This is a genomic window from Pseudomonas chlororaphis subsp. piscium (assembly GCF_003850345.1).
Classification (GTDB): Bacteria; Pseudomonadota; Gammaproteobacteria; order Pseudomonadales; family Pseudomonadaceae; genus Aquipseudomonas; species Aquipseudomonas piscium.
The window spans coordinates 3,228,467-3,255,419 of sequence record NZ_CP027707.1; the positions used below are offsets into that span (position 1 = coordinate 3,228,467).

At 65.9% G+C, this 26,953-nt stretch carries 23 protein-coding genes; 1 reads left to right on the top strand and 22 read right to left on the bottom strand.

Annotated features, from left to right (window positions below):
* Positions 1–67: 67 nt before the first annotated feature.
* The 19 genes from C4K38_RS15010 to C4K38_RS15100 all read right to left on the bottom strand — a co-directional run bounded on the left by C4K38_RS15010 (position 68) and on the right by C4K38_RS15100 (position 21,563).
* On the bottom strand, positions 68–574 hold the full coding sequence (locus C4K38_RS15010) for a DUF3304 domain-containing protein (protein ID WP_053279039.1): 507 nt from the start codon (positions 572–574) through the stop codon (positions 68–70).
* A gap of 4 nt (positions 575–578) precedes the next feature.
* Positions 579–1,418: a DUF4123 domain-containing protein gene (locus C4K38_RS15015; protein ID WP_053279040.1), complete on the bottom strand. Its 840-nt coding sequence runs from the start codon at positions 1,416–1,418 to the stop codon at positions 579–581.
* Positions 1,415–3,487 carry a type VI secretion system Vgr family protein gene (locus C4K38_RS15020; RefSeq protein WP_081364246.1) on the bottom strand — a complete coding sequence of 691 codons (2,073 nt, stop codon included), beginning with the start codon at positions 3,485–3,487 and terminating at the stop codon, positions 1,415–1,417. Before C4K38_RS15020 ends, C4K38_RS15015 begins: the two co-directional genes overlap by 4 nt.
* A 167-nt stretch (positions 3,488–3,654) precedes the next feature.
* The gene (locus tag C4K38_RS15025; protein ID WP_053279202.1) at positions 3,655–4,437 is read right to left on the bottom strand and encodes a ChbG/HpnK family deacetylase; all 783 of its coding nucleotides are present in this window, start codon (positions 4,435–4,437) and stop codon (positions 3,655–3,657) included.
* A 20-nt stretch (positions 4,438–4,457) separates the two neighbouring features.
* Positions 4,458–5,588, bottom strand: a complete 1,131-nt coding sequence (locus C4K38_RS15030) for a GNAT family N-acetyltransferase (protein ID WP_053279057.1) — start codon at positions 5,586–5,588, stop codon at positions 4,458–4,460.
* Positions 5,585–6,289, bottom strand: a complete 705-nt coding sequence (locus C4K38_RS15035; RefSeq protein ID WP_053279058.1) for a GNAT family N-acetyltransferase — start codon at positions 6,287–6,289, stop codon at positions 5,585–5,587. The genes C4K38_RS15030 and C4K38_RS15035 overlap by 4 nt, the downstream gene beginning before the upstream one ends.
* A complete protein-coding gene (locus tag C4K38_RS15040) occupies positions 6,286–8,220 on the bottom strand; it encodes a hypothetical protein (protein ID WP_053279059.1) in 1,935 nt (644 codons plus the stop codon). Before C4K38_RS15040 ends, C4K38_RS15035 begins: the two co-directional genes overlap by 4 nt.
* Entirely contained in the window at positions 8,214–9,524 is a 1,311-nt protein-coding gene (locus C4K38_RS15045; RefSeq protein WP_053279060.1) for a lipopolysaccharide biosynthesis protein, read from the bottom strand. Before C4K38_RS15045 ends, C4K38_RS15040 begins: the two co-directional genes overlap by 7 nt.
* Entirely contained in the window at positions 9,521–10,519 is a 999-nt protein-coding gene (locus C4K38_RS15050; protein ID WP_053279061.1) for a polysaccharide deacetylase family protein, read from the bottom strand. Before C4K38_RS15050 ends, C4K38_RS15045 begins: the two co-directional genes overlap by 4 nt.
* 1 nt (position 10,520) lies before the next feature.
* A complete protein-coding gene (locus C4K38_RS15055; RefSeq protein ID WP_053279062.1) occupies positions 10,521–11,657 on the bottom strand; it encodes a glycosyltransferase in 1,137 nt (378 codons plus the stop codon).
* On the bottom strand, positions 11,650–12,615 hold the full coding sequence (locus C4K38_RS15060) for a glycosyltransferase (RefSeq protein ID WP_053279063.1): 966 nt from the start codon (positions 12,613–12,615) through the stop codon (positions 11,650–11,652). Before C4K38_RS15060 ends, C4K38_RS15055 begins: the two co-directional genes overlap by 8 nt.
* The gene (locus C4K38_RS15065) at positions 12,612–13,988 is read right to left on the bottom strand and encodes an O-antigen ligase family protein (protein ID WP_053279064.1); all 1,377 of its coding nucleotides are present in this window, start codon (positions 13,986–13,988) and stop codon (positions 12,612–12,614) included. The genes C4K38_RS15060 and C4K38_RS15065 overlap by 4 nt, the downstream gene beginning before the upstream one ends.
* Positions 13,985–15,049, bottom strand: coding sequence for a glycosyltransferase family 4 protein (locus C4K38_RS15070; RefSeq protein ID WP_231998618.1), 1,065 nt, complete (start codon positions 15,047–15,049; stop codon positions 13,985–13,987). Before C4K38_RS15070 ends, C4K38_RS15065 begins: the two co-directional genes overlap by 4 nt.
* A 23-nt stretch (positions 15,050–15,072) precedes the next feature.
* Positions 15,073–16,641, bottom strand: a complete 1,569-nt coding sequence (locus C4K38_RS15075) for a GumC family protein (RefSeq protein WP_053279066.1) — start codon at positions 16,639–16,641, stop codon at positions 15,073–15,075.
* An 11-nt stretch (positions 16,642–16,652) separates the two neighbouring features.
* Positions 16,653–17,666 (bottom strand): polysaccharide biosynthesis/export family protein, encoded by a 1,014-nt coding sequence (locus tag C4K38_RS15080; protein ID WP_025808995.1) that lies wholly within the window; start codon positions 17,664–17,666, stop codon positions 16,653–16,655.
* Positions 17,667–17,688: 22 nt separating this feature from the next.
* Positions 17,689–18,333, bottom strand: a complete 645-nt coding sequence (locus C4K38_RS15085; protein WP_053279067.1) for a CpsD/CapB family tyrosine-protein kinase — start codon at positions 18,331–18,333, stop codon at positions 17,689–17,691.
* A gap of 1 nt (position 18,334) precedes the next feature.
* A complete protein-coding gene (locus tag C4K38_RS15090) occupies positions 18,335–19,108 on the bottom strand; it encodes a sugar transferase (protein WP_081001514.1) in 774 nt (257 codons plus the stop codon).
* Between the two features lie 77 nt (positions 19,109–19,185).
* On the bottom strand, positions 19,186–20,214 hold the full coding sequence (locus C4K38_RS15095) for an NAD-dependent epimerase (protein ID WP_053279068.1): 1,029 nt from the start codon (positions 20,212–20,214) through the stop codon (positions 19,186–19,188).
* Positions 20,211–21,563, bottom strand: a complete 1,353-nt coding sequence (locus C4K38_RS15100; RefSeq protein ID WP_053279069.1) for a UDP-glucose dehydrogenase family protein — start codon at positions 21,561–21,563, stop codon at positions 20,211–20,213. The genes C4K38_RS15095 and C4K38_RS15100 overlap by 4 nt, the downstream gene beginning before the upstream one ends.
* 639 nt (positions 21,564–22,202) lie before the next feature.
* Here C4K38_RS15100 and C4K38_RS15105 point away from each other — a divergent pair.
* Positions 22,203–23,513, top strand: coding sequence for an OprD family porin (locus tag C4K38_RS15105; protein WP_053279204.1), 1,311 nt, complete (start codon positions 22,203–22,205; stop codon positions 23,511–23,513).
* A 312-nt stretch (positions 23,514–23,825) separates the two neighbouring features.
* On the opposite strand, the gene C4K38_RS15110 is transcribed toward C4K38_RS15105, so the two are convergent.
* From C4K38_RS15110 to xylB, 3 genes are read right to left on the bottom strand one after another with little or no spacing between them, the layout of a single operon-like run.
* Complete coding sequence (locus C4K38_RS15110) at positions 23,826–24,443, bottom strand: transglycosylase SLT domain-containing protein (RefSeq protein ID WP_053279070.1); 618 nt, start codon at positions 24,441–24,443, stop codon at positions 23,826–23,828.
* Positions 24,444–24,493: 50 nt separating this feature from the next.
* Positions 24,494–25,432: a carbohydrate kinase family protein gene (locus C4K38_RS15115; RefSeq protein WP_053279071.1), complete on the bottom strand. Its 939-nt coding sequence runs from the start codon at positions 25,430–25,432 to the stop codon at positions 24,494–24,496.
* Between the two features lie 2 nt (positions 25,433–25,434).
* The gene (gene xylB, locus C4K38_RS15120; protein WP_053279072.1) at positions 25,435–26,943 is read right to left on the bottom strand and encodes a xylulokinase; all 1,509 of its coding nucleotides are present in this window, start codon (positions 26,941–26,943) and stop codon (positions 25,435–25,437) included.
* Positions 26,944–26,953: the final 10 nt, after the last annotated feature.

Here is a 26,953-nt window from a genome sequence, read left to right on the forward strand (position 1 = left end):
GTCATGTTCTTTTGCCCAGGTTGGGCAGTTCGTATCGTATTAATGATTGATGCTGAAAATCGCTGACTCATTGAGCTTTGGCTGCCTGATCCTTGGTAGCAGGCACCGGAGGCGCTTCCTTGAGGTTTTCGTAAGGTGTGTCCAGGTTGGCACTCCAGGCCAGGCGAACCTGGTCGCCGGGGAAGAAGTGCACATGCAAATAGCGGTCACTGCGTTGTCGGGGAGGGTTAGAGATCTCGACTGATAGGGTTTCTTCCCGAGTCCCCTGCTCATACTGTGTTCGGGTCATGCTCTTGATCCAATCCACCTTCAGTGTCTTGCCCTCGATGCGCCAGCAGCAGGTTGCTCCGCCTCCGCCGTTTGCTGTGGCATTGCCTCCCCAGTTGTCATTGACGAAGTAGCTGAAGATGGGGCGATCAGTTTGGTTATGCACATAGAGCATTGCCCCGGGCATCCGGCTGTACTGCCAGATGAAATAACCGGCGACCAGCGCGCCCAGAACCAACCACTGGATCAGGGTTTTCTGGCGGCCGGGCAGGCGCTTCCAGCGCTTTGCGAGTGACGGCAACGACATCGCCTCAGGCGCCTTCTTGTGCGGCCAGGGCGTTTTCCAGGGTGTCCCGGTCATCGGTGACCTGACGCAGGATTCCCGCCCATTCGGGGCGCTGGTGCAGTGGGTTGCGGGTGATCAGGCTGTGCAACACGAAGGTCGACTGATCCTCCTGCCGGTCCAGGCCCTGGGCTCTGGCGATCTGCAGCAAGTCTTGCACCTGTTGCAGGCGTTCGCCGTGGCAGTCGCTGGCAAAGGCCTCGGGGGCGACGTTTTCGGTCTGCACCAGCAGCTGCTCGGCGTGGGCGTCATGCTGCAGGCTGTGCATCATCGGCTCATCCAGGCGGATCGGGTGGTACTCGGGCACTTCGCTGTGCGCCGGGCCGGCAAGACGCTGCCAGTCTTTTTCGGCCTTGACCCACCAGGTGTCGAGGGGGCCGAACAGCCACTGGTGCCATGGCTGGCCGACTTGCTGGTGGAGCAGGGGCAGTACCTCGGCGCTGTAGCTGCGGATCAGCAGCACCGCATCGTTGGCGTCCTGGCAGACCAGGGCGTCGCCAAGGTGGGTGGCCAGCCGATTGGCTGGCAGGGTGCTGCTCAACCAGCCGGCCAGGTTCGAGCCGAACAGTTCGTGGATCGCCACCAGCCGCTCGAAAGGTTGACCGGTCATGTCCAGCAATAGCGGCCCGTCATTGCGCAACTGGGCCAGCTCGGCCTGGTACATCAGGGGCCAGCGGGCACCTTCCAGTTCACCCAGGGCGTTGCGCTGCGGCGCGCTGAGCAGGGCCTGCTCGACGATCGCCGTGAGGCTCAAGCCCTTGGTCGCGGCGTTGACCCAGTCCTGCTGGCCTTGCTGCAAATCGCTCATGGCTGTGCTCCGGAGAGAATCGCCTGGCGTTGGCGGATGGCCTTGAGCAGACACTCGACGCAGATACCCTTGGGCGGCGTCAGGCGCGGTATGGGCGAGTTCAAACGACCCAGCAGCAGGCCGCCGGCCTTGTCGGCGTCAGCGAGCTTCAGCAGGCCCGGCAACAGCGGCGCCGCCGGCGTCCCAACCCCCGGCGCTCCCCCGGTATTGATCTTCACTTCGGCCCCACTGATGGTCACGCCACCAGCATCGAGCTTCACAAAGCTGCCGCCGGCCTTGGCGGTCAGTTCCGCGCCGGCCTCGACCACGACCTTCCCACCGGCCTTGTAGTGGATTTCCTGGCCAGCTTCGACGAATTGCGCGGTGCCGATGTTGGCGTGCTGGGTGACGGCCACGGTGAGGTGGTCGTTGGCGCGGATTTCGCTCTTGCGGTCGAGGTGGGTGATGCGGTGTTCTTCGGCCTTGAGTTCGGTGAGGGTGTTGGCTTCGACTGTGTCGTGGCGTTCGTTGCCGACGCGGATCCGCTGGTCGTGCTCGACGTTTTCGTCCCAGTCGCGCTGGGCGTGCAGGTAGATCTGCTCGGCGCCTTTCTTGTCTTCGATGCGCAGTTCGTTATAGCCCTTGCCGCCCGGCGAACTGAGGGTCTTGAAGGTGCTGCGGGTCTTGTTCGCCGGCAGGTCGTAGGGGACCACGTTTTCCTTGTGGTACAGGCAGCCGGTGACCAGGGGCTGGTCGGGGTCGCCTTCGAGGAAGGTCACCAGCACTTCCATGCCGATCCGCGGGATGGCGATGCCGCCGTAGGCCTTGCCGGCCCAGCCGCTGGCGACGCGGACCCAGCAGGAGGTGTTGTCGTCGGCCAGGCCGTCGCGGTCCCAGTGGAACTGCACCTTGATCCGCCCGTACTGGTCGCAATGGATTTCTTCGCCCTTGGGCCCGGTGACCACGGCGGTCTGGCTGCCCAGGGACTTGGGTTTCGGGTGTTCCAGCGGCGGGCGGTAGTGGGCGTCCCAGGGCGTGGCGAGGAAGCGGTTGCGGTAGCCCTGGTGGAAGTCGTCCTTGTTGCGGGTGACGTCGCTGGTGATGTTCTCGCCCAGCACTTGCGGCTGCTTGCCCTCGTGGATCACTTCCAGCAGCAGCCACAGGTCGTTCCATTCGCTGCGCGGGTGTTCGGCCAGGGTCAGGAAGTGGCCGCTGACCAGGCTCGGCTCGTCGCCTTTGCCTTCGGCCAGCCGGTAGTCGCTGCGGTGGCGTTCCAGGGCGCGGGTTGCCAGTTGCTTGCCGCGGGCCTGCTGGGTGAACAGGCCGGGGTAGTCGTAGTCTTCCAGGTCCGGCATGACCCCGGACTTGGCCGCGCCCTCGGGCAGCAGGCGCGGTTTCTCGAAGTCGTAGTCGCGGCGGCTGACGCGGCTGGTGCGGGTTTCCAGGCGCAGGTTGAAGCGCTTGATCACCGGCTGTTCGGCGGCCATGCCGGAGTCCTGCTGGTAGTTCACCGCCGCCAGTTTGCGGAACACCGTCTGGTCGTCGCCGAATACCAGTTTGTGGCCGCTGGCCGAGTGCTGGAAGTGGAAGTGGATGCCTTCTTCTTCGCACAGGCGCTGGATGAAGTGCAGGTCGGATTCGTCGTACTGGGTGCAGTAGACCCGCTCCGGGTAGGTGGCGCCGAGCTGGAAACTGTAGGCGTCGGCCAGGATGCCGCGGGCCTCGAGGACCTGGGCGATGATTTTCGGCACGCTCAGGTGCTGGTAGATCTTCTGGTTGAAGCTGTGGCGCAGGTAGTTGAGCTGCGGGGTCAGGCTGATGCTGTAGCGGGTCAGCTTGCGCCCGGAGTCGCCCTGGGCGATGCGGTACACCAGGCCATGGATCAGGCCTTTGCCAGTGCTGCCGAACGTCAGGCAGGCCGGCTTGTGCAGCAGTTCCTCGAGCTTGAGGTCGGGGCGTGCGCTGACCAGTTCGATATCAAAGCAGAAGGGCTGATTGAGGGCTTCGCGGCCAACGAAACTGAGGACCTGAAGGTCGACCGAGGCGCCTTCGATCGTCAGGGAAATATGGGTAGCGTTAGCATCCAGCATGCCGTGAAATCCATCCATTGAATAAGCAGGGGGCGGATGGTGCAGGAATAAGCCAGTCGATTCAAGCAGGGTCGGCCGCCGCCATCCGCCCCCCTGGAACATTCAGAAATGTCCGTGCCAGCTATCACTCAAGCCTGACAACCCATCCGGCTAACGCCCTACGGGGATCAGCGGAGTTGGCTGTAGGCGATATGCCGATAGCCCCTCAGGGTTTCCCGTAGCAGCCGGTCCAGGGACTGACCCTCGGGCAGGTAGTCGTCACCGAAATCGCCGTCGGCCAGCTGGGTCGGATGGGCCACCACTTCCAGCGCACCGGCTGGCCGGAAGCCTTGCAGCAAGTCTCGAGGAGTACAGACGAACAGCACCGTGGCGCCGCTCAAACGGACGATGCGCCGGTTCAGGGCGTTCTTGAACAGGCGCTTGGCCAGGCCGATATTGCCCCCGACATTGCGCGCCAGGCGTACCGGCACCCCCTGTTGCGCGGCGAAGCGGGCGACGATCGGGGCAATCGGCCACAGGTTGTGCACGTGCTGATGGGAGTCGATATGGCTCGGGCGCAGACCCTGGTCGACGCAGCGCTGCCATTGCGCTTCGAGTTCCTCCCGGACCGCGGCCACGCAACTGTCCGGCAGGCGCAGCACCGAGCGCGACAGTCTGAGGTCGAACTCGCCGCTGCTGTTGCAGAACCGTCGCTGGCTGCGGATCGGCACGCTCAACGGCTCGCCGTAGGTCAGGTTGAAATGCAGGCCGATGCGTCCTTGTAGACTGTTCTCGCGGGCCAGCTGGCAGGCGTCCTCGAAGGCCGGCATATTGGCCATCAGGGTCGCGGAACTGATGACCCCACGCTCGAAGGCGCGCAGGGTCAGCTGGTTGTACTCGGGGTCGAGGCCGAAGTCGTCGGCATTGACGATCACCGCCGGCAGCTTCGCCGCAGTCTCTGTGCTGTTCAAACGGCTGTTCAAAGTAGCGCTCAAGGTCGGCTCTCTTGTTGTTGGCGGGCGGCACGGCGTTCGCGCCAGTTTTTGACATGGGGTTTGAGGGCTTGCCAGAGGCGATCGGCGAGGCCCAGCAGCAGGCCGCCGGGGCGGCGCGAATAGAAGCTCCAGCGCTGGTGCTCGACCTGGCCGCTCATGCGTTCGTGCAGTTGATGGCTGGAGCGGCTGAGGCTGACTCGCGAGGCATCGATCCACTGCCAGCCTTCGTCGAGGCCCCAGCGAATCCACTCGTCGAGCAGCAGCCGGCCGCTGCCCAGGCTGGCGTAGTCCGGCAGGAAGGCGATGTTGTAGTCGTACAGCCGCCCGCGCTCCAGCAGCCCCAGGCGATAACTGATGCAGCGGCCCTGGTGTTCGAGCAGCACCACGCGCACGCAGCCGTCGGCGGCCAGCCCGCGCAGGGCGCTGCGCATCCACCGCTGGCGGCGAGCGCCGGAGAAGATCCCCAGGCCGTCCGCGCCTTTCCAGCTGGCCTGTTCCACGGCGCCGATAAAGTCCAGCAGTGCGTCGATGCCCTCGCCATCGGGGCTGACGCGGATCACTCGGGCGTCGATTTCGGCGCAGCGTTTTTTCGCCCGGCGCAGCTCGTAGCGCAGGTTCTTGTCCCGGGCTTCCTGGCGGTCGGCCTCGACAATCAAGTGTTCCGGCGCCCGGCAACTGATTGCGCAGGCGCTGTACCAACTGTTCTCGCGCCAGCTCGCCAGTGCGGGGCCGGCCGCCAGCAGCTCGCTCAACTGCAGCAGGGCATGGGGCAACTCGCGGCGGATTTCCTCCAGCGCCTGGGGCATGGCCGACAGCCCGTCCTCGGCCACCAGCAGCGCCAGGCGGTCGCTGAGGGGGAAGCCCAGATGGCGCACTACTGGCAATGGCAGGCCAGCCTTGCGCTCGCGGCCATGGAGCAACGGCAGGCACAGCACCAGCCGTTCCCCGTGCCAGCCCAGCAGCACCCGCAGGCGTTGCCCGGCGTCCAGCGCCTGCTCGGCGCCGCGCAGCCAGGCCAGGCGATTGAAGGGCGTGGCCAGTTCGACCGTGTTGCGCAGTTGCTCGAAGGCGGCGACGGGAAAGTCCTCGTCCAGCAGGCTGGAGCGCCAGGCGAAGCGGATCGTCACAGCGGCTCCTTGGGGGAATCGGCCGAGGTTTGCGCTTGCATCGACAACTGTGGCTTGCGCAGGTGCAGCAGGCGTGGCTGGTGATAGGGCACGCGCCGATGGAAATGCAGGCAACGCAACAGGCAATAGACGTGGATCGATTCGCCGACCTCGGTAAAGCCCATGCGCACGTGCAGTTTCAGCGCCGCTTCGTTGCGTACGTTGACCACCGCCCGGGTGGCCTTGAAGCCGCGTTCGCGGTAGTGCTCCCAGATCAGTTTCTGCGCCAGCACCACCACCCCGGTGCCGCGATAAGGCTGGGCGCACTCGCCGGCGAACTGATAGATGCAGCCCGGCGGGATGCGGATCCAGCAGCGGTACAGCTGATCGTCGTAGTAGTCGCGCTCGTTGATCCATACCATCAGCATCACGTTGCCGTCGGCGTCGAGGTGGGCGTAGCCGCGACAGCCCTTGTCCAGCAAACCGCGGATCGCCGGCAACTGCGCGCAAAAGTACTTCTCGAAGGCCGGCAGCAGCGCGCGGTCGATCGGCACCTGGGGCCAGCGCCGCGTGGTGACCGGGCAAGGCACCGGCAGCGCCAGGGAACGTTCGACGCTGAGCAATTCCCAGTGGTAATAGAAGTAGCGCTCACGCAGGACCCGCAGGCTGTCGCGCAGGCCCTTGCGGCGGATTTTTTCCAGCAATGCGATCAATCGGCTCATAACGCTTTCCAGGTCAGGGCAAACAGGGTTTCGCCGGGCAGCTCGAAGCGCACCCGGCCATCACGGCATTCAAAGACCGCGTCGCGAGGCTGGTCGTCGGGGCCGAGCAAGCTCAGCTTGAGCTGCGACGCGTGGCACAGGCCGACGGGGCCACCCAGGCTCAGCGCCTGCACCCGCGAGGCCTTGTTCACCCCCAGCAGGCTGTGGCGGCCGGCCTCGCTCATGGCCAGGGCATCGACCTCGAAGGCCGGGTTGTCCAGGGCCTGCACATTGGCCAGCCAGTGCCGGGCAATGAACTGCTGGGCCACGGCCACCGGCTTGAGGCTGAACTGGCTGGTGCTGCGTTGCGCGAGCATGCCCTTGGGGTAGTCCGGCTCGTCGGCGGCCTGGAACCAATTGAGCATGTCCAGCAGGCCGTCGGCGGAGGCGTTGATCACCACCGAGGCCCACCACAGGCCGGCGTAATGGGTGTCCTGCTGGTAGGGGCTGAGGTCGCGGCCGCTGGAGATATTGGTCTGGCTCAGCAGCAGGACCTTGCGCGGCCGGCCCGCGGCATCCAGGCCCACCAGTTCGGCGGCGGCGCGCACGCTGTCGCGGTAGCGGCGGGTGGCGAGCAGGTCGCGGACCATCCATTCGTGCCAGGCCAGGGCGTCGATGTCCTCGCCGTGCCGCTCCAACAGCTTGCGCGCCCAGTCGATGCCGCGGCGTTGCCCGGCGCCAACCCGGAACGGCCCGTCGAGCAGCCGCGAACTGGCCGGCATGGCGATCCGCACACCGGCCGCGCGAGCCTCGGGATTGGCCTTGGCCCGGGCCAGCATCTGCTCGAAGTACAGGGCGTAGCTGCTGTAGTCCGGGTAGTTGAGGTTGGGCTCGTCGGCGAAGGCCAGGTAGTGCAGGCCCTGGCCAGCCAGGCGCACGCTGTCGGCCAGCCAGGCGTCGAGGCCGGCGAAACTCTGGGCGTCGGCGGCAAGCACGGCGCGGCGCCCGGTACCGGCCAGCAGGGTGATGTCGCGGTCGATTCCGAAGCGCTCGCGGTACAGCCGACGAAAGCCGATTTCCCGTTCGGGCTCTTGCTCGATCACATCGACGAAGCTGTAGAAGTTGGCCGCGCGGGCGCCAATCGCCTGCAACAGGCTGAAGGTGGACTGCGGCGGCTGGGCATAGGGCAGGGCGATGCCCAGGCGCGGCGTGGTCCCGAGAATCTGGGCTTTCAACTGCAGGCGTGCCTCGCCCCGGGGCTGGTCCAGCGGGTGCAGTTGCTGGACCTCCTGGGCAAACAGATTGGCCGTGCCGTCCAGCCAGAACGCCGCCTTGCCGGAGCCGCCCAGGGACAGGCGCCAGACTTCGTCCTGTTCGGCCGGCGGCAGCGCCACCTGGTCGAATTGCCCGTAGGCCGGGTGTTCTTTCAGTTCCAGGCGGACCTTGGCGCCATCGCTCAGGCGGCTGGCCTGCAATAGGCTGACGCCGCCGTAGTACTTGCCGGCCAAGATCGCCTGCTCGCCGGCCGCCACCCGGAAGTACAGCTCGGCGCCGCTGCGCACTTCGGCGCTGAAATGCACCTTGGTCGGCTCGAATTGCGCCGCCGTGCTGCCGCGGTGGCTGATCGTGAACCCGCGAAAGCTGTAGCCGGGAATCTGCAGGCGATAGTCGCCCGCGGCCGCTGGCAGTTCGATGTCCCGTTCGCCATAGGCCTGGTCGGCGCGGATCTCCAGTTGCTTGAACAGCTGGCCGTCGGGCTGCAGCAGGTACAGCTGCTCGCGATTGGCGTCGCTCTGCCAGGCCGGGCTCCAGCCGATCTTCAGCCGGTCCGGCTGGGCGGCGCGCAGGTACAGGCTGCCGTCGCGGATGCTCGACCACTGCATGGATTCGGCTTGGGCGCCCGGGGCCAGGCTCAGCAGGGCCAGGAGTGTGTAGAAACTGGCTTTCAGCATGCCGCCTCCCGGGGGCGCAACAGCGCGCGCAACTGCATCAGGTCTTCGGGCAGCAGGAGCAGGGTGCGGTACCAGGCCACGCCGCTCAGGCGGCAGTACATCACCAGCATCGCCAGGCTCACCGCCAGATAGGCCAGGGACGAGGCCAGGCCGGCGCCGACTATGCCCAGGGTGGGGATCAGCGCGGCGTTGAGCAGCAGGTTCAGCAGCGCGCCGCCCCCCAGCAGCCACGACAGCGCGCCGGGGCGCTGCTTGCCCAGCAGGTCCAGGCGCAGGATGCTCGCGTAACACAGGCCGAACAGCCCCGGCAGCAACGCCAGCAGGGCCGGATAGGCCGGGCCGTAGGCCTCGCCGAACAGGCTGACGATCAGCCAGTGGCCGACCAGCGCCATGCCTAGGCAGGCGCCAAGCATCACCGTGGCGGTGATGCGCAGGGCCAGCGGGGTCAGGCGTTCGATGCCTTCGCCCTGTTGCAGCAGGCGCTTCATCAGCGGCGTGGTCACCGCCTCGGGAATGATCAGCAGCAGTTCCGCGGCGGCGCTGGCCATGGCGTACAGGCCCAGGGCGACCGGGTCGAGCAGGGCGCCGATAAACAGGTAGTCGCAGCGCAGCATCAATTGCTGCGAGAGCACGCCGGGGTGGCTCTGGGCGCTGTAGCGCAGCAGCTTGCCTTGTTCACCCGGCTGCCAGCGCAGCCGCAACCGGTGATAACGCCCCAGCCAGTACCAGCCCGCCAGCACCACCAGCAGGGTGCCGCCGAGCCAGCCGACCAGCGCCGCCGACAAGGCCTGGTCGCGCCACAGCCACCACAGCAGCACGAACAGCAGCAGCGGCACTAGGGATTCCAGCAGGCGCAGGCCATTGAAGGCGCCGACCCGGCCATCGGCGTTGTGCAGGGTCAGCAGGCCGCTCTTGAGCACGGTCAGCGGCACCGCCAGCAGCAACAGCCAGGCGAAGGGGCCGAGCTGGGTGGTGATCGACCAGTCCTGGCCCAGGCTGTTCATCAGCAGCAGGCCAATCACGGTCAGTGTTCCGGCCAGCAGGCAGCCGTAGACCAGAATCTGGGTCAGCAACAGGCCCATCGGTCGCTGGCGCGCTGCTTCATAACCCACCGCGGTGTTCAGACCGCCGCTGGTGAGGGCGGCGATCAGGTCGGGCAGGGCGCTGAGCAGGGCGAACAGGCCACGATCCGCCGGGCCCAGCAGGCGCGCCAGCAGCACGTTGCGCAGCAGGCGAATGGCGATCATCGCCAGCCGCGTGCCCATGCTCAGCAGCAGGTGCCAGACATAGCCGTTGCGCTTCATGCCCGCGCTCCTTTCAACAGGCGCCAGGCCAGCAACGACGGGCGGCGGGCGCTGGCCTGACTGACATCGATGCGCGGCAGGGCCAGGGGCTCGTTGCGCGACGGCTCGATCAGCCCCGGGGCGGTGCCCAGGGCATAGCGATAACCGAGGTCGGCGACCGCCTGGCGCACGGCCGGGTCATGGTCGCCATTGGGGTAGCAATAGATCGGCAGCGGCGCGGCGCAATGGTGCTGCACGCAAGCGTGGGAGCGCGCCAGATCGTCTTTCAGGGCGGTGCTGTCGAGCTGGGTGAGGATGCCATGGCTGGCGCCATGGGGCCCGAAGCGCACCAGCCCGGAACGTTCCAGGCGCTTGACCTGGCTCCAGTCCAGGCTGTGGGGCGCGCCGTCCCGCGGGCAACTGTCGGCCAGCAACTGCAAGCTGTCCGGGGCCAGGGTTTTCAGGCGTTGCAGCAACAGCCCCAGGTCACGGCTGCGGGCCTCGTCGCTGCCGGGTTGCCTGAGGCTGGCCGGCAGCACCAGGCCCAGTACCCGCAGCTGTTCCTGCAATTGCCGGCCGGCGATGCTCTCGGGCTGGAACCACAGGGTCTCGCCTATGGCTTCCCACCAGAACGCTTTGCCGGTGCCGATAAAGTCGGTGGACAGGAAGATGCTCGCCGGCACTTCATGGCGTTCCAGCAGCGGATAGGCCTGCTCGGCATTGTCGCGCCAGCCGTCGTCGAAGGTCAGGGCCACCCGCGGGCGATCGCCGCCGGGGTACAGCAACAGGTGCTCCAGCGGCACGCAGTCGAAATGCCGGCGCAGCCAGCGCAGCAGGTGCTCGAAACTGTTGCGGCCGACACACAGCGGCCCGCGATGGGGCAGGTTCGCCGCGCGCTCGTCCGCCAGCACCCGGTGCAGCATCAGCACCACGCCGGCCTCGCTCAGGCGCGTGCGCCCGAAGCTATTGAGATAGGCCATGCCGGCCAGGCGCTTGAAGTGTTGTTTGAGTGTCATGTCAGCGGTTCTGCTGCGGGTTCCACAGGCTGTAGCGCTGCCCGCGGAGAAATTGCCAGAGGCCCATGCTCATGCCGGCCAGGGTCACCAGGACGAAGCCGGCCAGGCGAAAGGGTTTGGGCAAGCGCCCGCGCTGATCGAGCAGGCCGAGCATGCCGGCGCCATAACCGCACAGCTGGGCGATCAGGAACAGGCTGTAGAAGGCCCCGGCGTTCCACAGCCACAGGTTGCTGAGCAGCAGCGGGATCAGCAGCACCGGCGCCAGGCGGCGGATCAGTTTGTGGCTGATCAGCGCTATCGCGTAGAAGCCGTGGCGCCAGGGGTTCATCAGGCTCCGGCGCTGGGCCAGGCTCTGCAGGCCGCCGACCGTGACCCGCAGGCGCCGGCGGTATTGCTTGCCGACTTCGTCCACGCCCTGGTCCAGCACCTGGGCCTCCTCGACGTAGACAATGCGTTTGCCGGCCACCGGCGCGCAGGTGCTGATAAAGAAGTCGTCGTTGACCTCGGCCGGCACCCGTTCGAACAGTTCGCGGCGCAGGGCCAGCAGCGCGCCGTCGGCCGAGACCATGCAGCCGGTGCGGTTTTCCGCTTCGCGCAGCCAGGCTTCGTAGTGCCGGTACAGGCTGTCGCCCAGGCTCAGGGCGTGGCCGGGGTTGGGGATGATCATGTGCCCGCCGCAGGCCCCGACATCCGGGTCGGCGAAGGGCGCGAGCAGCTTGCCGAGGGTGTCGCCGGACCATTGGTTGTCGGCGTCAGTGAACACCAGGATCTCGTTGCGCGCCAGTTCCGCCGCGGCGTTCAGCGCTCCGGCCTTGCCTACTCGCGGCAGGTCGAGCACCAGCACACGCTGGTCATGGATCGCCAGCGCGGTGGCCACGGTGGCGTCGGTCGAGCCGTCGCTGGCGAGGATGATCTGCAGGTCGGTGGCCGGGTAGTCCTGGGCCAGCAGGGTGAGCAGCTTGTGCTCGATATGCCGGCTTTCGTTGTGCGCGGCAATGATCACGCTGACCGACAAGGGCGGCCCCGGCTCGACCCGGCGCTTGCGGATAAACAGGCTGATCAGTGCCAGGATCAGCGGGTAACCGATCCAGGCGTAGACCGGCAACAACAGGCATAACCAGAAGAGTGTCTTAGCCACGATCGGGCCTCACGGCAGTACGGTTGAAAAGGCCCTGCAACAGGGCACCGGCGCCCAGGTGCAGGCGCAGCCAGTGCAGCAGCCAGAGTTGCAGGAAAAACAGCGGGTCGCGGTGTCGGTAGCTCTGGCGCAGGGCCAGGCCCAGGGGCGCCAGGACGCTGCCGAGCAGGGCCAGCAGGGTTGCCGCCCATTGCCCGCCGAGCAGGCAGAGCAGGGCCAGCAGGCTGAGCAGGGCGGTGGCCAGGCACAACAGGGGGAAACGCAACAGCCGCGGGCTCAGGCCGCCATTGCGCAGCAACTGCACATGGCTGCTCTGGCGCCAGAACTCCTTGCCGCTCCATTCGCGCCAGCTGCCCTCGAAACCCCAGTGCCGCACCACCGGCGTGGCCAGGCTCAACTGGCGGGCGCCGGCGCGGTTCAGGCGCAGGCCGAAATCCTTGTCTTCGCCGGTGCGCAGTGCCTCGTCGAAACCGCCGATGCGGTTGAACCAGACCCGGGCCATGCACAGGTTGGGGGTGGGCAGCCATTGCAGCAGGCGTTCCTGCTGGTTGCCGGACAGGCTGCGGCGCTGCCAGGCACGGGCGAACCAGGGCGCGCTGCGCGGCGCGTCGCAGTCCAGGGCGAAGACATCGGCGCGCTGCGCGGCCTCGGCGGATTTCCACAGCAGCAGCCAGTTCAGCGGCACCTCGATGTCGGCATCGAGGAAGGCTAGCCAGTCGCCGGTCGCGCAGGCCGCGCCACGATTGCGCAGGGCGCCGATGGACAACCCGGGGTAATGCAGCACCCGCGCGCCCTGGTCCATGGCCAGTTGCGGGCCGTTGTCGCGCGAGCCGTTGTCGACCACGATCAGCTCGCATTCCAGCCCGGCCACGGCGGCGGCGCTGCTGACGCTGTCCAGGGTGCGCAGGATATGCCGCGCCTCGTTGAACATCGGCACTATCACGCTGATCCGTTTCATGACCTGGCTTCCTTGTAGGGGTGGCTCTGCGGCGCTTCGGCCTGGCGGCGCAGCACGCTGGACAGGGCCAGGAAGATCCACAGGTATTTGTGGTTCGGCGCACTGAGAAACAGCAGGAACACCGCCAGGGCCAGCAGGCTCAGGCCCAGGTGGGTGGCGATGTCGGCCTGGTCCTGCTGGCCCTTGTGCAGCCATGCGACCCGTGCCCGTTCGAAGTTGCGCAGGCCCATCAGCAGCAGGGCGACGAAGCTCAGGCCGCCGGGAATCCCCAGTTCGCTGAACAGTTCCAGGTAAGTGTTGTGGGCGCGCCGGTAGAGGTCCGGCTCGTTCATGTTTTCCGAGAAACCGCTGGCAAAGCCGGTCTGCGCGTAATGGATCGGAAAGGTTCCCAGGCCCGAGCCGAGCAGCGGGTTCTCGCGGATCATCTGCCCGCCGACCACCAGGTACGAGGTGCGCCGGCCCAGGGAGGTGTCGGCGGAGTGGGAGCCGGACTTGAGCAGGCTCAGGGACTGGATCCGCGCCACATAGTCCGCCGGCAGCGCGGCGATGCCCAGGGGCACGACGATTGCCACGGCGAACATGACGAACCCCAGGTGCTTGGGCCGCAGCCGTTGCAGCCGATGGCGGTAGTGCCAGGCGCCGATGGCGATGGTGAACAGCACCACCAGCAACCCGGAGCGCGAGTCGGTCTTGGTCATGCCGGCCATCAGGGTCAGGGTCACCCCGGCCCAGAACAGCCGCAGCGGCCAGTGCCGCTCGCGCAGGGCCAGGAGGATCGCCGGCGGCACCGCCATGGCGATCAGCAGGGCGAAGTAGTTGGCGTCCTGCAACAGGCCGATGGCCCGGCCACCGACCTGGTACTTGGCCGAGAACAGGGCGATCACGCAGGTGGCGGCCACGCTCAGCGCCAGCAGGCGGCAGAGCATCAGCAGGTTGACCTCGCGACCGATCAGCAGGGTCACGAAAAACAGCACCAGGCCCACCGCCAGTTCCCGCAGGCTGTCCAGGGACACGCCCAGGTTCTCGCTGTACATCAGGCTCAGCAGCAGGCACAGCAGGAATGGCAGCAGCGCCCGCCACAGGTTGCTGCGCAGGCGCGTTTCGTCGATCTGGCGCATCAGCAGCTTGAACAGCAGGATCAGGATCAGCGAGGCCCCCAGCAGCTTGGCCGCGGAAAAGGAGCTGTCCTTGAACAGGCCTTCGAACGGCACCAGCGCGCAGATGCCCAGCAGGCCCCAGCCGGTGCGGCGGTACAGCAGCGCCAGGCCGAACATGCCGACCACCACCAGCGGCGCCAGATAGGGCCAGGGGCTGGCGAGCAGCAGCAGGCAGGCCAGCCCCAGCAGGGCGCCCAGGGAAAGAGAGGCGATCATCGGTTCCAGGCCTCGTGGGCCGCGCGGTACAGGGCCTGCCAGCGCAGGGTCAGGCGCGGCAGATGATAGTCGCGGCGTTGCCGCTGGCGCGCCGCCAGGCTCAGGCGTTCGCCCAGGTCGGGGTCGTCCAGCAGCTCGGCGATATGCCCGGCCAGTTCGGTGCTGTCCAGCGGCTGGGCGAGCAGGCCGTTGACGCTGTGTTCGATCACATCGGGAATGCCGCCGACGGCAAAGGCGGCGATCGGCGTGCCGGCCTGCATGGCTTCCAGCAGGATCATCGGCGTACCTTCGGTGCGCGAGCTGAGCACCAGCACGCTGAGGCGGTGCATCCATTTGCTCATGTTGTTCTGGTAGCCCGGCATCAGGATCTGCAACGCCAGGCCGGCGTCCTGGATGCGCTGGCGCAGCATTTCGCTCAAGGGCCCGTCGCCGAGCAGTACCACCTTCAGCGCCGGGCGTTGCAGGCACAGCGGGATCAGTGCGTCGAGAAACAGGTCCGGGCCTTTTTCCTGGCTCAGGCGGCCGACGAAGCCCACCAGCGGCGCATTGGGGTCGCGCAGGTTCTGGTCGGGAATGCACTGCTCAGGCAAACCATTGGGGATCACCTGCAGTTTCTCCGCCTCGACCCCGGCCTGGCGATGCAAGCGGGCGATGCTCTGCGCCACGCAGGCCACCCGCCGCACCGTGCGCCGGCGGCACAGGCGCAGGCTGAGCCAGGTGTAGAACTTCTGCTTGGCGCTGCGCGGGGTGAACCCGTGCTGGGTCCATACCAGCGGCAGGCCCAGGCGCCAGGCGCAGAGCAGGGCAAACAGCTGGGCCTTGAAATTGTGCGCATTGAGCAGCACCGGTTGCGGGCCCAGGTGGCTGAGCATCGCTCGCAGCCCGCTGCAGCTGTGGCACTCGACGCCGCCCGCGCGAAAACGTTCGAGCAGGGCCGGCGGCGCGTCGATAAACAGCACCTGGTGCTGTCCGGGCATGCCCCGGCAATGGTCCAGCAGCATGCGTTCGGCGCCATAGAAACCGCCGCTGTGGATCACATGGACAATCGGCAGGTCGGCCATCAGCATCTCGCTTTCTGTGCGGTTCACTGCTTGGCCCAGTGCCAGAGCCACTGCCAGGTCCAGCGCGGGTAGGGGTTGACCACCGGCGCCTGCACCGCGTCGAGCACCATCAGCACCGGCAGGTTCAGGTGGTCGCCGACCTGGGCCGGATGCTTGAAGCGGTGATCGAAGAACTCGTAGACGTAGCCCAGGGCAATCGCCAGCAGCAGGCCAGTGAGCAGGCCCAGGGGGATGATCAGCATGGGTTTGGGGAAGGCCGCCTCGCTGGGTTCATAGGGCTGGCTGAGCACCCGGGCGTTGGACAGCTCGCCATTGATCAGGCGCTCGCCGCGGCTTTCTTCGTAGCGCTGGGTGTAGGTGAAGAACGCCTTGTGCAGGGCGTCGATTTCGGTGTCGAGCTGGCGCAGCTTGCTCAGCACTTCCTGCAGGTCGCGCACGCGGGTCTTGTACTCGTTGATCCGCGCGGTCTTCTGGGCGATCACCGAGTTGGTGATCTGCAGGTCGCTGGTGCGCTCGCGGACGCGGTTTTCCACGACCTTGAGGAACTGCGCGCGGGCGCGGACGATCTGCTCGCGCTGCTGCTGCATCGGCACGCTGTCGGCCCGGTAGGTGTCGGAAGTGGTGCCGTACTGGCTCACCAGGTTGGTCAGCTGTTCGCCCAGCTGTTTGATCTCGCGGTCCTCGTAGGCCACGTTGTCCACGGTGTTGGCGAAGGCGAAGGGGAAGGTGTAGTCGGTCAGGCTGCCCTTGCGCGCGGCCTTCAGGTTGTTTTGCAAGTAGTCCAGGCGACGCTGGTTCTCCAGGGCCTGGTCGCGGTAGCCATTGAGCGACTGCTCCTCGGTGTTGATGGCGTTCAGGCGGAAGGTGATTTCTTCCTTGGGATCGGAGGCATGGGCCGCTTCCAGCAGGGCCTGGCGCAAGCCTTCGAGATCATCCAGGCGTTCCTGGTACTGGACTTTCTTCTGCTCGAAGAAGGTCTGCGGCAGCTCGTTGGATTGCAGGTCCTGGCGGTTCTTCAGGTAGTTGGCCAGCAGGCGCTCGACGAAGCGCGTGCCCTGGGTCGGGTCGGCGCTGGCGTAGACCACCGAGATCACGTTGGAGCCGGGCAGGGTGGCGATCTTCAGGTCCTTGACCGCCTGGGTGGTCATGGCGTCGAGGGCGGTGTCGCGCACCGGTTCGATCTTCAGGCCCAGGGTCGCGCGCAGCGGGGTGGTCAGGTGGTCGCGCAGCGGGTTGAAGATCAGCCGGGCGAGCAGGCCCTCGCCATCGCCGAACTCCCCGGCGTCGCGCAACTGGCCGATGGTTTCGCGGATCAGCGTCGGCGAGCGCAGGATATTGCTCTCGGTTTCCATGTCCGCCAGGGACGGCGGGATGAACTTGTCGCTGTCCGGGGTGAGCACGGTGTTGGCGTCGCTCTGCGACAGCTTCTTCGACTGCACTATGACTTCGGCGGTGATCTCGTAGCTCTGGCGCAGCACCAGCGGCAACAGCAGGGCGATCACGGCGAAGCCGAGGAACACACGTTTGATCAGCCGGCGATTGACGAAGAACACGAGGAGGAACTCGTGCAGGTAGTTTTCGATTCTGTTCATCGCGGGAAGGCTCAATTGTTGTCCGATTCTTTGTTGTCGACGCGGTAGCCGAAGCTGAAGCCGACACCCTGGAACATGATGATGTCCGCCAGTTGCTTGCTGAACGCGCCGGCCTTGGCCAGGCGGGTCTTGGGCACGTAGAGCAGGTCGTCCGGTTGCAGATAGGCGAACTGCGCGGCGTTGCGGTCCAGCGCGGCGGCGACGTCGTAGGTGCGGGCCTGCACCTGGTTGCCGGTGCGGCGCATGATCACCACCGAGTCCAGGCGCGCGGTGGGGCTGGCGCCCTTGGCCAGGGTCAGGGCCTCGAGCACCGACACCGGGCGGCGGATCGGGTAGGCGCCGGGCTGGCCGACTTCACCGAGCACGAACACCTCGTTGGCCGCCGTCGACTTGAGCAGCACGTCGGCGCTGACCTGGCCGACTTCCTTGGCGTAGCGCTGGTTGATGGTCTTCTGCAGCTGGCTGAGGGTCATGCCCTGCAAGGACATGGCGCCGAGCAACGGGAAACTGGCGCGGCCGTCCGAGCCGACGGTGATCTCGCGGCTCAGGCCGGTGGCCGGGTTGGTCAGGCTGGTGCGCAGGTTGTCCAGCTGGGCCATGGCGTGGGAAATCGAAAAGGTCACCTGGGGTTTTTTCAGCACCCGCGAATAGGCGCTTTCCAGGGTCCGGCGCGCCTCTTCGGCGGTCAGCCCGGCGACCTGCACGTTGCCGACGTAGGGCATCTCGATGCTGCCGTCGGGCAACACCAGCTTGTTGCCGCCCAGCTCGGCGGCGCTGAGGAACGAGACGTCGACCTGGTCGCCCGGTTGCACCCGATAGCGGGTCTGGCTGGTGCTGCCGATGTGGAAGATCACGTCCAGCACGTCCTGTGGACGCAGGACCTGCTCCACCGGCAGTACTTCGGTCATCTGGCCCTGGCCGGCTTCGGCGCTGAGGACATGCACCGGCATTTCCTCGACGTCGGGGCTGGCGCAGCCGGCGAGGGCGGCCAGCAACAGGCAAAGGGGGAGCGCTTGAGGTTTCATGTGCAGACTTTCCTTGTGCCGGTCAGAGACGGTCGTAGACCCATTTGGGCATGTAGTACTTGCGCGCGTTGAACACGCTGCCGATCAGCTTCGCCTCGGCCTGGACCAGCCGTTGCGCGGCGGCCTGGGCCACTTCCCAGCGGGTTTCCTCGCTGCGCACCACCAGCACCACGCCATCGACCTGGGTACTCAGGGTGAGGATGTCGCCGTTGCTGTACACCGGGTCGCCGTCGATGATCACGAAGCGGTAGGCCTCGTTCAGCGCGGCGAACAGTTCCCGCAGCGGCTGGCTGGTCAGGCGTTCGCTGTACTGCTGGCGACGCCCCAGGGGCAGGAAGTCGAAGCCCGGGGCACCTGGGTGCTCGATGCAGGACGCCAGGCTCGGCGGCTGTTCGGCCAGCACCAGGTCGAGGAACCCAGGGTTCTGTTCCAGGCCCAGGCGCCGGGTCAGGCTGGTGTCGGCGAGGCTGGTGTCCAGCAGCAGCACCCGCCCGCGGCTGGTGCGCGCCAGCTCGTTGGCCAGGGCCAGGCTGCTGGTGGTCACGCCGCTGTTGCCGTTCGGCGCGGTGAGCAGGATCACCCGCAGTTGCTGGTCGAGTACGGTCACGGCCAGGTTGCTTTCGGTGGGGGTCTGGATTTCCAGACTGGCAAAGGTTGCAGCCGCCATTTCAACTTGCTCCGTGGCCGTTGAGGACTTTGAGAGGGGTTTTGAGCAGGATCTTCAGGTCCAGCCAGGGGCTCTGCTGAAAGATGTAGGTCATGTCCAGGGTCACCCGGCCGTCGAAATCCACATCGCTGCGCCCGGACACCTGCCACAGGCCGGTGATGCCGGGGTAGATGCTCAGGCGGCCGAGGTGGTGTTCCTTGTAGGTCTGGGCGTGGAACGAGGTCGGCCGCGGGCCGACGATGCGCATCTGGCCGAGCAGCACATTGATCAGGTTCGGCAGCTCGTCGAGGCTGGTGCGCCGCAGGAAACCGCCGATCCCGGTGATCCGCGGGTCGCGGTCGATCTTGAAGTCCACCGAGTCCGGGCCGTGCTTGTTCAGGTGGCGCACCGAGTCCTTCAGGGACTCGGCGTTGACCACCATGGTGCGGAACTTGTACATGCCGAAACGCCGGCCACGAAAGCCGGTGCGCAGTTGCACGAAAAACACCGGGCCGGGGCTGGTCAGCTTGATCAGCAGGGCGATCGTCAACAGCAACGGCGAGATCAGCAGCAGGATCAGCGCGGCCAGCAGGGTCGAGGTCAGGCGCTTGCTCAGGGACAGGGTCCAGGGGCAGCCGCCGCGGCGACCGGTCAGCCAGCCACGGCGTTGCAGCTCGACGGCGGCCTCGACCTTGCGCCGGAACGGGTCGCTGCGCCGGTCGATGTGGATCGGGCCGGCAGTCGGCGTCGGCTCCTCGGGAACAGAAGGCACGGGCGATGAGAATGGTCTCTCCATGTCCATCGGGGGTATTTCCATAGGCAGTGGGTAGAAAAGCGGCGAGCGGGTTCGCCGGTGCAGCTCGGTGCGACTCGTCAGGCCCGTGGCGGCGAGGGCGGCCGGTAGTAGCTCTGGAACCAGTCGACGAAGCGCCCCAGGCCTTCGGCCAGGGGCACCTGCGGGCCGAAGCCGGTGACGTTCTCCAGGGCGCTGGCATCGGCGCAGGTGTTCAGCACATCGCCGGGCTGCAGCGGCAGGTACTCGACCAGTGCCTTGCGCCCGAGCAGTTGCTCGAGGGTGGCGACGTAGTCCTTGAGTTCCACCGGGCGCTGCCCGCCGATGTTGAACAGGCGCCAGGGCGCCATGCTGGTGGCCGGGTCGGGCCGTTCGCGGTCCCACAGCGGGTCGCGCACCGGCGGCTTGGCCAGCAGACGCACCAGGGATTCGACAATGTCATCGATGTAGGTGAAGTCGCGCTGGTGCATGCCGTAGTTGAACAGCTTCAGCGGCCGGCCTTCGCTGATGGCCTGGGCGAACAGGATCGGCGACATGTCCGGGCGGCCCCAGGGACCGTACACGGTGAAGAAGCGCAGGCCGGTGGCCGGCACGTCGAACAGGTGGCTGTAGCTGTGGGCCATCAGCTCGTTGGCCTTTTTGCTCGCGGCGTACAGCGACAGCGGATGGTCGACGTTGTCGCTGACCTTGTACGGCGTGTGATGGTTGGCGCCGTACACCGAACTGGACGAGGCGTAGATCAGGTGCTCGACCGGGTAGCGCCGGCACATTTCCAGCAGGTTGAGAAAGCCGCCGAGGTTGCTGTCCAGGTAGGCCTTGGGGTTTTCCAGGGAATAACGCACCCCGGCCTGGGCCGCCAGGTTGATCACCACCTGCGGGCGGACCTGGGCGAACAGCCGGTCGAGGGCGTCGGCATCGCTCAAGTCCAGGCGGTACAGCGGGAAGGCGCCCACCTGTTGCTCCACCCAGCGCACCCGGTCGCGCTTGAGCTGCGGGTCGTAGTAGTCGTTGAAATTATCCAGCCCGGTGACCTGATGCCCATCCTTGAGCAAACGCAGTGCGGTATGGGCGCCGATGAAACCGGCGGCCCCGGTGATCAGGATATTCATGCGTAGAGCGCCCCCGGTAGGCGATAGGGTAAGCCGATGCTCAGGTAATGCAGGCCGGCATCCGCCGCCTGTTGCGGGTTGTAGAGGTTGCGCCCGTCGACGATCAGCCGAGCCTTGAGGCGCTCGCGCAGCTGGTTGAAATCGACCACGCGAAAGGCCTTCCACTCGGTGCAGATCACCAGCGCATCGGCGCATTGCAGGGTGTCGTCGCGGGTCGCGCACAGCTGCAGGTCGGGGCGGTAGCCGTACAGGCGCCGGCATTCGGTCATGGCTTCCGGGTCGTAGGCATGCACCGTGGCGCCGGCCTCCCACAGCGCTTCCATCAGGTAGCGGCTGGTGGCTTCGCGCATGTCGTCGGTATTGGGCTTGAAGGCCAGCCCCCAGATCGCAATGACCTTGCCCCGCAGGTCGTCGCCCAGGTGCGCCTTGAGCTTGCGGAACAGCACGTGCCGCTGCTGCTCGTTGACGTCGCGCACGGTCTTGAGCATGTGCGGCTCCAGGCCGTGGCTCTCGGCGGTGTGGATCAGCGCCTTGAGATCCTTGGGGAAACACGAGCCGCCAAAGCCGGCGCCCGGGTAGATGAAGTGGTAGCCGATCCGCGGGTCGGCGCCGATGCCCTTGCGCACGGCGCTGATGTCGACGTCCAGGCGCTCGGCCAGGTTGGCCATTTCGTTCATGAAGCTGATGCGCGTGGCGAGCATCGCGTTGGCGGCGTACTTCACCAGCTCGGCGCTGCGGTTATCCATGAACATCAGGCGGTCGTGGTTGTGGTTGAACGGTGCGTACAGCTCGCTCAGCTGCTGGCGCGGCTTGTCATGGGCGCAGCCGACGATGATCCGGTCCGGGCGCATGCAGTCGGCCACCGCGCTGCCTTCCTTGAGGAACTCGGGGTTGGACACCACATGCACCTTGAGCTCGGACTTGCCCAGGTCGGTGAGCTGCTCGATGACGGTTTCCAGCACCAGGTCGGCGGTGCCCACCGGCACCGTGGACTTGATCACCAGGGTCTTGTCGCTGTGCATCAGGCGGGCGATGTCGCGGGCCACGGCGATCACGTGATCGAGATCGGCGGAGCCGTCTTCGTTGGACGGGGTGCCCACTGCGATAAACATCAGCTCGCCATGGTTCACCGCGTCCTGGGCCTGGGTGGTGAAGGACAGGCGGCCGGCTTTCAGATTGTCCTCGATCAGCGTCGTCAGCCCCGGCTCGTGAATGGGCGCGATGGCGCGCTGCAATTGGGCGACTTTCTGGCTGTCGATGTCGACACAGACCACGTTGTGGCCGACGTCGGCCAGGGCGACTGCTTGTACCAGGCCGACGTAGCCGGTACCAAAAACGCTGACATCCAAGGGAGGAACCTCATCCGTGATGGGTAGTGAGTGAGTTTTTCTGCCCACTTCTTAAAGAACTGAATAGGTGCAAGCCCTTTTCGCGTTCTTTTTTTGACACTACCACAGCGCGGAGGCGGTTAATTGGCGTTTTGCCGTGTTATATAAATGACGATGGCATTTTGGATCCTTTTATAAATTGATTAATTGTTTTTAAAATCAATTAGATAGTGTGTCTGAAAGGGTGGTGAAAGCATTGTGTCAATTCCTTGATACAAAACTCGATAAGACAAATAAAGCCGACGAACGGTAATGTTTTGAGCGAAAAAACAGCGCTTTTATCCTCGGTGGACGCCTCCTTGGATCCAAAACCTCTGGGATCGCCCAATGAATGGCGCCTCGGTCAAGGGCGCCAATGAAGAAAAAAAGTGTTGGAAATGATCGTTTTATCGCAGACAGGGCAGTGCGCTGGAGGAGCGTGGGAAGCGCCAAAGGCTGTAGCAGCTTCAGACTAAAGTCGGGTGTAGCCCGTCAAAGCCATCTGCCATCATTGCGGGTCAACATTGATTTGATCAATTCACCTGGCCAGAAATGATTCGCCAGATGGATTGCTATTGCCTTTCTTTCATCCGCGTTACCGATGCACTGCTGGAGCTTTTCATGCGTCCCCCTTTCCCTTTGCTGCACTCATCCCGATCGCTGCGTTATCAAACAGTGGGCCTCGGCGCCCTTTGCCTGTGCGCGGCTTTTACCGTCCAGGCCGCGGGTTTCTTCGAAGACAGCAGCGCCAAGCTCGAGTCGCGCACCCTCTACTTCAACCGTGACTTCCGCGACGGCCATACCGGCAACGATCAGGGTGCCTCCAAGCGCGAAGAGTCGGCCCAGGGCTTCATTCTCAACCTGCAATCGGGCTACACCGAAGGCACCGTCGGTTTTGGCATCGACGCGCTGGGCATGCTCGGCTTCAAGCTCGATTCCAGCCCCGACCGCAGCAACAGCGGCCTGCTGCCGTCCAGCGGCCAGGACCCGCGGGGCTCCAAGGATCAGTACGCCAAGCTCGGCCTGACCGCCAAGGTGCGCCTGTCCCAGAGCGTGCTCAAGTACGGCGCGCTGCTGCCGGACCTGCCGCTGCTCAAGTACAACGACGGACGCCTGCTGCCGACCATGTTCAATGGCGCCATGCTCACGTCCAGGGAGATCAAGGACCTGACGTTCATGGCCGCGCGCCTGGACCAATACACCGCCCGGGACTCCACGGACGCCCAGGACATCCGCGTGCACTGCAAGAACAAACGCTATGCCTGCAATGTCACCGCCGACCATTTCGACATGTACGGCATCGACTACAAGTTCAACGACCGCCTGACCGGCCAGTACCACTACGCCGAGCTGGAAGACATCTACCGCCAGCACTTCATCGGCCTGCTGGCCAACCAGCCGCTGGGCCCGGGTGTATTGAAGGCAGACCTGCGCCTGCTCAAGAGTGCCGACAGCGGCGCCGAGCGCGCCGGCTCCATCGATAACCGCGCCCTGAGCGGCATGCTCGGTTACGCCATCGACGGCCACACCTTCAGCGCCGGCTGGCAGCGCATGAACGGCGACAACTCGATGCCCTACCTCGATGGCAGCAACCCGTACCTGGTCAACTATGTGCAGGTCAACGACTTCGCCGCCGCCCAGGAGCGTTCCTGGCAGCTGCGCTACGACTACGACTTCAAGGCCGTCGGCATCAACGGCCTGAGCTTCCTGACCCGCTATGTCAGCGGCGACCATATCAAGGTCCCGGGCAGCGACCAGGAAGGCCGCGAATGGGAGCGCGACAGCGAACTCAAGTACGTGGTGCAGAGCGGCACCTTCAAGGACGTCAGCCTGCGCCTGCGTAACGCCACCTACCGCAGCAACTACGAGAAGTACGCCCGGGACGTGGACGAGACGCGGCTGATCGTCAGCTACAACTTCTCGATTCTCTGACGGCGTTGCCGGAAGCTGAATCCGCGATATGCCTGGATAAACGCATTGGCTGGTTTTACGACTGCTTCGTCGGAATGCCGTCCAACCCGATCGCAGGCTACGCCAGCGGCTACAGGGATTGTGGTGTCCGTGTAGCCGCTGCCGAGCACCGCGAGGCTGCGATCGGCTGCAAAGCAGCCGCCAAACCACCGCACGCGGTGTAGCTGATGCAACGCGGTTGCCGGGTTTGCGACGGCTGCGCCGCCGATCGCAGCCTCGCAGGCTCGGCAGCGGCTACAAGCGCGTGGAGGCGGGGAGATCCGCGTCAGGCGCTTACAGCCAATTCCAGAAGCGGCTCCAGAAGCCGCGGTTCAGCTCTTCCCGGCAGCCGGCGTATTGCTGGCCGTAGAGGTTGGAGCGACTTTGCACTTTCCCCGCCACGGTCTGCAGCCAGGGTTTGGCCGTATAGGTCTGGCGGCGATAGCCGCCCCAGCCTTCGTGGTAGTTCAGGTACTGGCGGTAGGCGTCCTGCTTGGTCACGCCATTGACCCGCGTGGTCTGGTCCATGTACCAGCCGATAAAGTCGGTGGCGTCGGCGAAGTTGGTGCGGCTGGCCCAGTAGTTGTCGCCCTTGCTCTGGTAGTCGCCCCAGACTTCGTCCTTGGCCTGCGGGTAGCCGGCCGCCGTGCTGACCCGCCCCCAGGGAATCACCCACAACAGGTATTTGCGGGGCGGTAAGGCATCCTGCTTGAAGCTCGACTCCTGGTAGATGATCGACAGCGGCACCTGGATCGGCACCCCCCATTTCTCTTCGGTGGCCTTGGCGGCTTTGAACCAGTCGCTTTTCTCGCGAAAGATTTCGCAGATGTCGTTGGGGTTGGCCGGCGGCGAGGTCGCGCAGCCGGTCAGGACGAGGGGGAGTACTACGGCGGCACAGGCAAAGCGGGTCAAGGGCAAGGCTCTATTCGGGTCGATGGGAGCGCCACGTGGCGCTCTTTCGATCAGTTCAGTTGGTGGCGATAGGGCAGGTCCGGTCCGGTCTTGCCACAGGTCAGCGCCGCGGCGCGGATGGCGAACCTGAGCATCTGGTCGATCTGGTCCCGGCTCAAGCCCGCCACACCTTCCAACGAATCCAGCTGCCGTTCGGTCAGCCAGGCAATCAAGGCGGCCTGGAAGGTGTCGCCTGCGCCCACGGTGTCGGCCATCTTAATCGGCATGGCCGGCGCCGACCAGCGGCCATGTGCCCGACTGAACACCGTCGCGCCCTCTGCGCCGCGGGTCAGGAACACCAGCTGGCAGTGATGCTGCAGCCAGCCTTCGATCACTTGCTGCGGGTCCTGGTCGGGGTAGAGCAGGTGCAAATCCTCGTCGCTGACCTTGATCAGGTCGGCCAGTCGGACCAGGGTGTCGATGCGCTGGCGCCACAGCTGGATATCCGGGGCCGGGTTGAGGCGCACGTTGGGGTCGAGGCTGATCAGGCGCTGGCCGCGCTCGCGGCGCACCAGTGCCAGCAGGGTGTCGGCGATCGGCTGCACCACCAGGGAAAACGAACCGATATGCAGGCCGCGCACCCGGCTGTCGAGCGGCGGCAGGTCGGCCAGCTGCAACTGGCGGTCGGCGCAGCCTTCGCCACGGAAGCTGTATTGCGGCGAGCCGTCGGCGCCCACTGCGACCATCGCCAGGGTGGTCGGCGCTTGCACATGCAGCAGGTAGTCTTCGCCCACGCCTTCGTCACGTAGCACCTGCAACAGGCGCCGGCCGAGGTAGTCGGTGGACAGCCCGGCGAACAGTGCTGCGTCCACGCCCAGGCGGCGCAAACCCACCGCGACATTGAAGGGCGAACCACCGGCGATTGCCTGGAAGTTGACCCGCGATGCCCGACCGCTGGCATCGTCTTCGCTGAAAAAATCGAACAGTGCTTCACCACAGACCAGGTACATAGTCATTCGCTCTTCAAAAGGGTTGCCACATGCTGTTGGTAGCGTTCATAGGCCTGATGGTAGGCCGCGACATTGGCCGCTATCGGTAAGGTTTCGCTGCTTGCATCGAGCCTCACGCAGCGCTGGCACAACTGCGCCAGGCTCTGCGCCTGGCCGCTGTCGTGGGACTCGCACCAGGCCGCCTGGATCGCCGCGCCCAAAGCCGCCGCTTCGCTCTGCTCGGTGCAGACCACCGGGGTGTGCATGATATCGGCGACCATCTGCCGCCACAGCGGGCTTTTCGAACCGCCGCCGATCAGGCGGATGCTCTGGCTCTGCAGGCCGTTCTGGCGCAGCAGGTCCAGGCCGTAGCGCAGGCCGAAGGTGGTGCCTTCCATCACCGCGCGGCACAGGTTGGCCCGGGTCAGGTTGTTGGCGGTCAACCCTAGCAGGCTGCCGCTGGCGTGGGGCAGGGCGGGGACCCGCTCGCCGTTGAGGAACGGCAGCATGCACAGGCCCTCGGCGCCGGTCGGCGCCTGGGCCACCAGCTGGTTGAAGGCGTCGATATCCAGCTCGAACAGTTCGCGCACCGCGCCTGTGGCGTTGGTCAGGTTCATGGTGCAGATCAGCGGCAGCCAGCCGCCGCTTGAGGAACAGAAGGTCGCCACCGCGGCATCCGTGCTGACCCGGGGTTGTTCGGCGTAGGCATACAGGGTGCCCGAGGAACCCAGGCTCATGGTGATTGCCCCGGGCTGGATATTGCCGGTGCCGATGGCCCCCAGCATGTTGTCGCCGCCACCGCTGGACACCAGCGCCCCGGGGTTGAGGCCCAGGTGCCGGGCGATCTCCGGCAGCAGGGTGCCCACTGGCTGGTGGGCTTCGAGCAGTTCCGGCAAGGCGGCTTCCAGGCGGCCGTCGGGGTCGATGTGCCTGAGCAGCGCCAGGTCCCATTGCCGGGTGCGCACATTGAAATAGCCGGTGCCCGAGGCATCGCCGTATTCGCTGCAGCAGCGGCCGGTCAGCCAGTAGTTCAGGTAGTCGTGGGGCAACAGGACATGGGCGATGCGCTGGAAGATCTGTGGATGCTGCTCCCGGGTCCACAGCAGTTTCGACACCGTGTAGCCGGGGGCAATCGCCACGCCGAGACGCTCCAGGGAGCCCTGTTCGCCACCCAGGTAATCCAGCAGGCGCTGGTTCTGCGGCGTGGATTCGGTGTCGTACCAGAGCTTGGCCGGGCGCAGCACCTGGCCCTGCGGGTCGAGCAGGACCAGGCCGTGCTGCTGGCCGGAGACGCCGATGCCGAGGATATCCAGGCCGCTGACACCGGCGGCCAGTAAGGCCCGGCGGGTGGCCAGGGCGAATGCCTCGCGCCATTGCCCGACGTCCTGTTCACGGCGGCCGTTGGCGCTGCTGATCAGGCTGTGGGGCGCCGCGCCCAGGCCCAACACTTCACCGCTGGCGGCGTCGAGGACGATGGCCTTGGTGCCCTGGGTGCCGCAGTCGATGCCGAGGAAAAGCTGTTGCGTCGTCATGGATGAACCT

Bases quoted from the DNA above. Each gene is read 5' to 3' on its own strand.
- C4K38_RS15010 (WP_053279039.1), bottom strand. From the start codon at position 574: ATGTCGTTGCCGTCACTCGCAAAGCGCTGGAAGCGCCTGCCCGGCCGC.
- C4K38_RS15040 (WP_053279059.1), bottom strand. From the start codon at position 8,220: ATGCTGAAAGCCAGTTTCTACACACTCCTGGCCCTGCTGAGCCTGGCC.
- C4K38_RS15090 (WP_081001514.1), bottom strand. From the start codon at position 19,108: ATGGAGAGACCATTCTCATCGCCCGTGCCTTCTGTTCCCGAGGAGCCG.
- C4K38_RS15020 (WP_081364246.1), bottom strand. From the start codon at position 3,487: ATGCTGGATGCTAACGCTACCCATATTTCCCTGACGATCGAAGGCGCC.
- C4K38_RS15105 (WP_053279204.1), top strand. From the start codon at position 22,203: ATGCGTCCCCCTTTCCCTTTGCTGCACTCATCCCGATCGCTGCGTTAT.
- C4K38_RS15085 (WP_053279067.1), bottom strand. From the start codon at position 18,333: ATGGCGGCTGCAACCTTTGCCAGTCTGGAAATCCAGACCCCCACCGAA.
- C4K38_RS15075 (WP_053279066.1), bottom strand. From the start codon at position 16,641: ATGAACAGAATCGAAAACTACCTGCACGAGTTCCTCCTCGTGTTCTTC.
- C4K38_RS15035 (WP_053279058.1), bottom strand. From the start codon at position 6,289: ATGAGCCGATTGATCGCATTGCTGGAAAAAATCCGCCGCAAGGGCCTG.
- C4K38_RS15045 (WP_053279060.1), bottom strand. From the start codon at position 9,524: ATGAAGCGCAACGGCTATGTCTGGCACCTGCTGCTGAGCATGGGCACG.
- C4K38_RS15050 (WP_053279061.1), bottom strand. From the start codon at position 10,519: ATGACACTCAAACAACACTTCAAGCGCCTGGCCGGCATGGCCTATCTC.
- C4K38_RS15070 (WP_231998618.1), bottom strand. From the start codon at position 15,049: ATGGCCGACCTGCCGATTGTCCATGTGATCCACAGCGGCGGTTTCTAT.
- C4K38_RS15015 (WP_053279040.1), bottom strand. From the start codon at position 1,418: ATGAGCGATTTGCAGCAAGGCCAGCAGGACTGGGTCAACGCCGCGACC.
- C4K38_RS15060 (WP_053279063.1), bottom strand. From the start codon at position 12,615: ATGAAACGGATCAGCGTGATAGTGCCGATGTTCAACGAGGCGCGGCAT.
- C4K38_RS15065 (WP_053279064.1), bottom strand. From the start codon at position 13,988: ATGATCGCCTCTCTTTCCCTGGGCGCCCTGCTGGGGCTGGCCTGCCTG.
- C4K38_RS15095 (WP_053279068.1), bottom strand. From the start codon at position 20,214: ATGAATATCCTGATCACCGGGGCCGCCGGTTTCATCGGCGCCCATACC.
- C4K38_RS15115 (WP_053279071.1), bottom strand. From the start codon at position 25,432: ATGTACCTGGTCTGTGGTGAAGCACTGTTCGATTTTTTCAGCGAAGAC.
- xylB (WP_053279072.1), bottom strand. From the start codon at position 26,943: ATGACGACGCAACAGCTTTTCCTCGGCATCGACTGCGGCACCCAGGGC.
- C4K38_RS15080 (WP_025808995.1), bottom strand. From the start codon at position 17,666: ATGAAACCTCAAGCGCTCCCCCTTTGCCTGTTGCTGGCCGCCCTCGCC.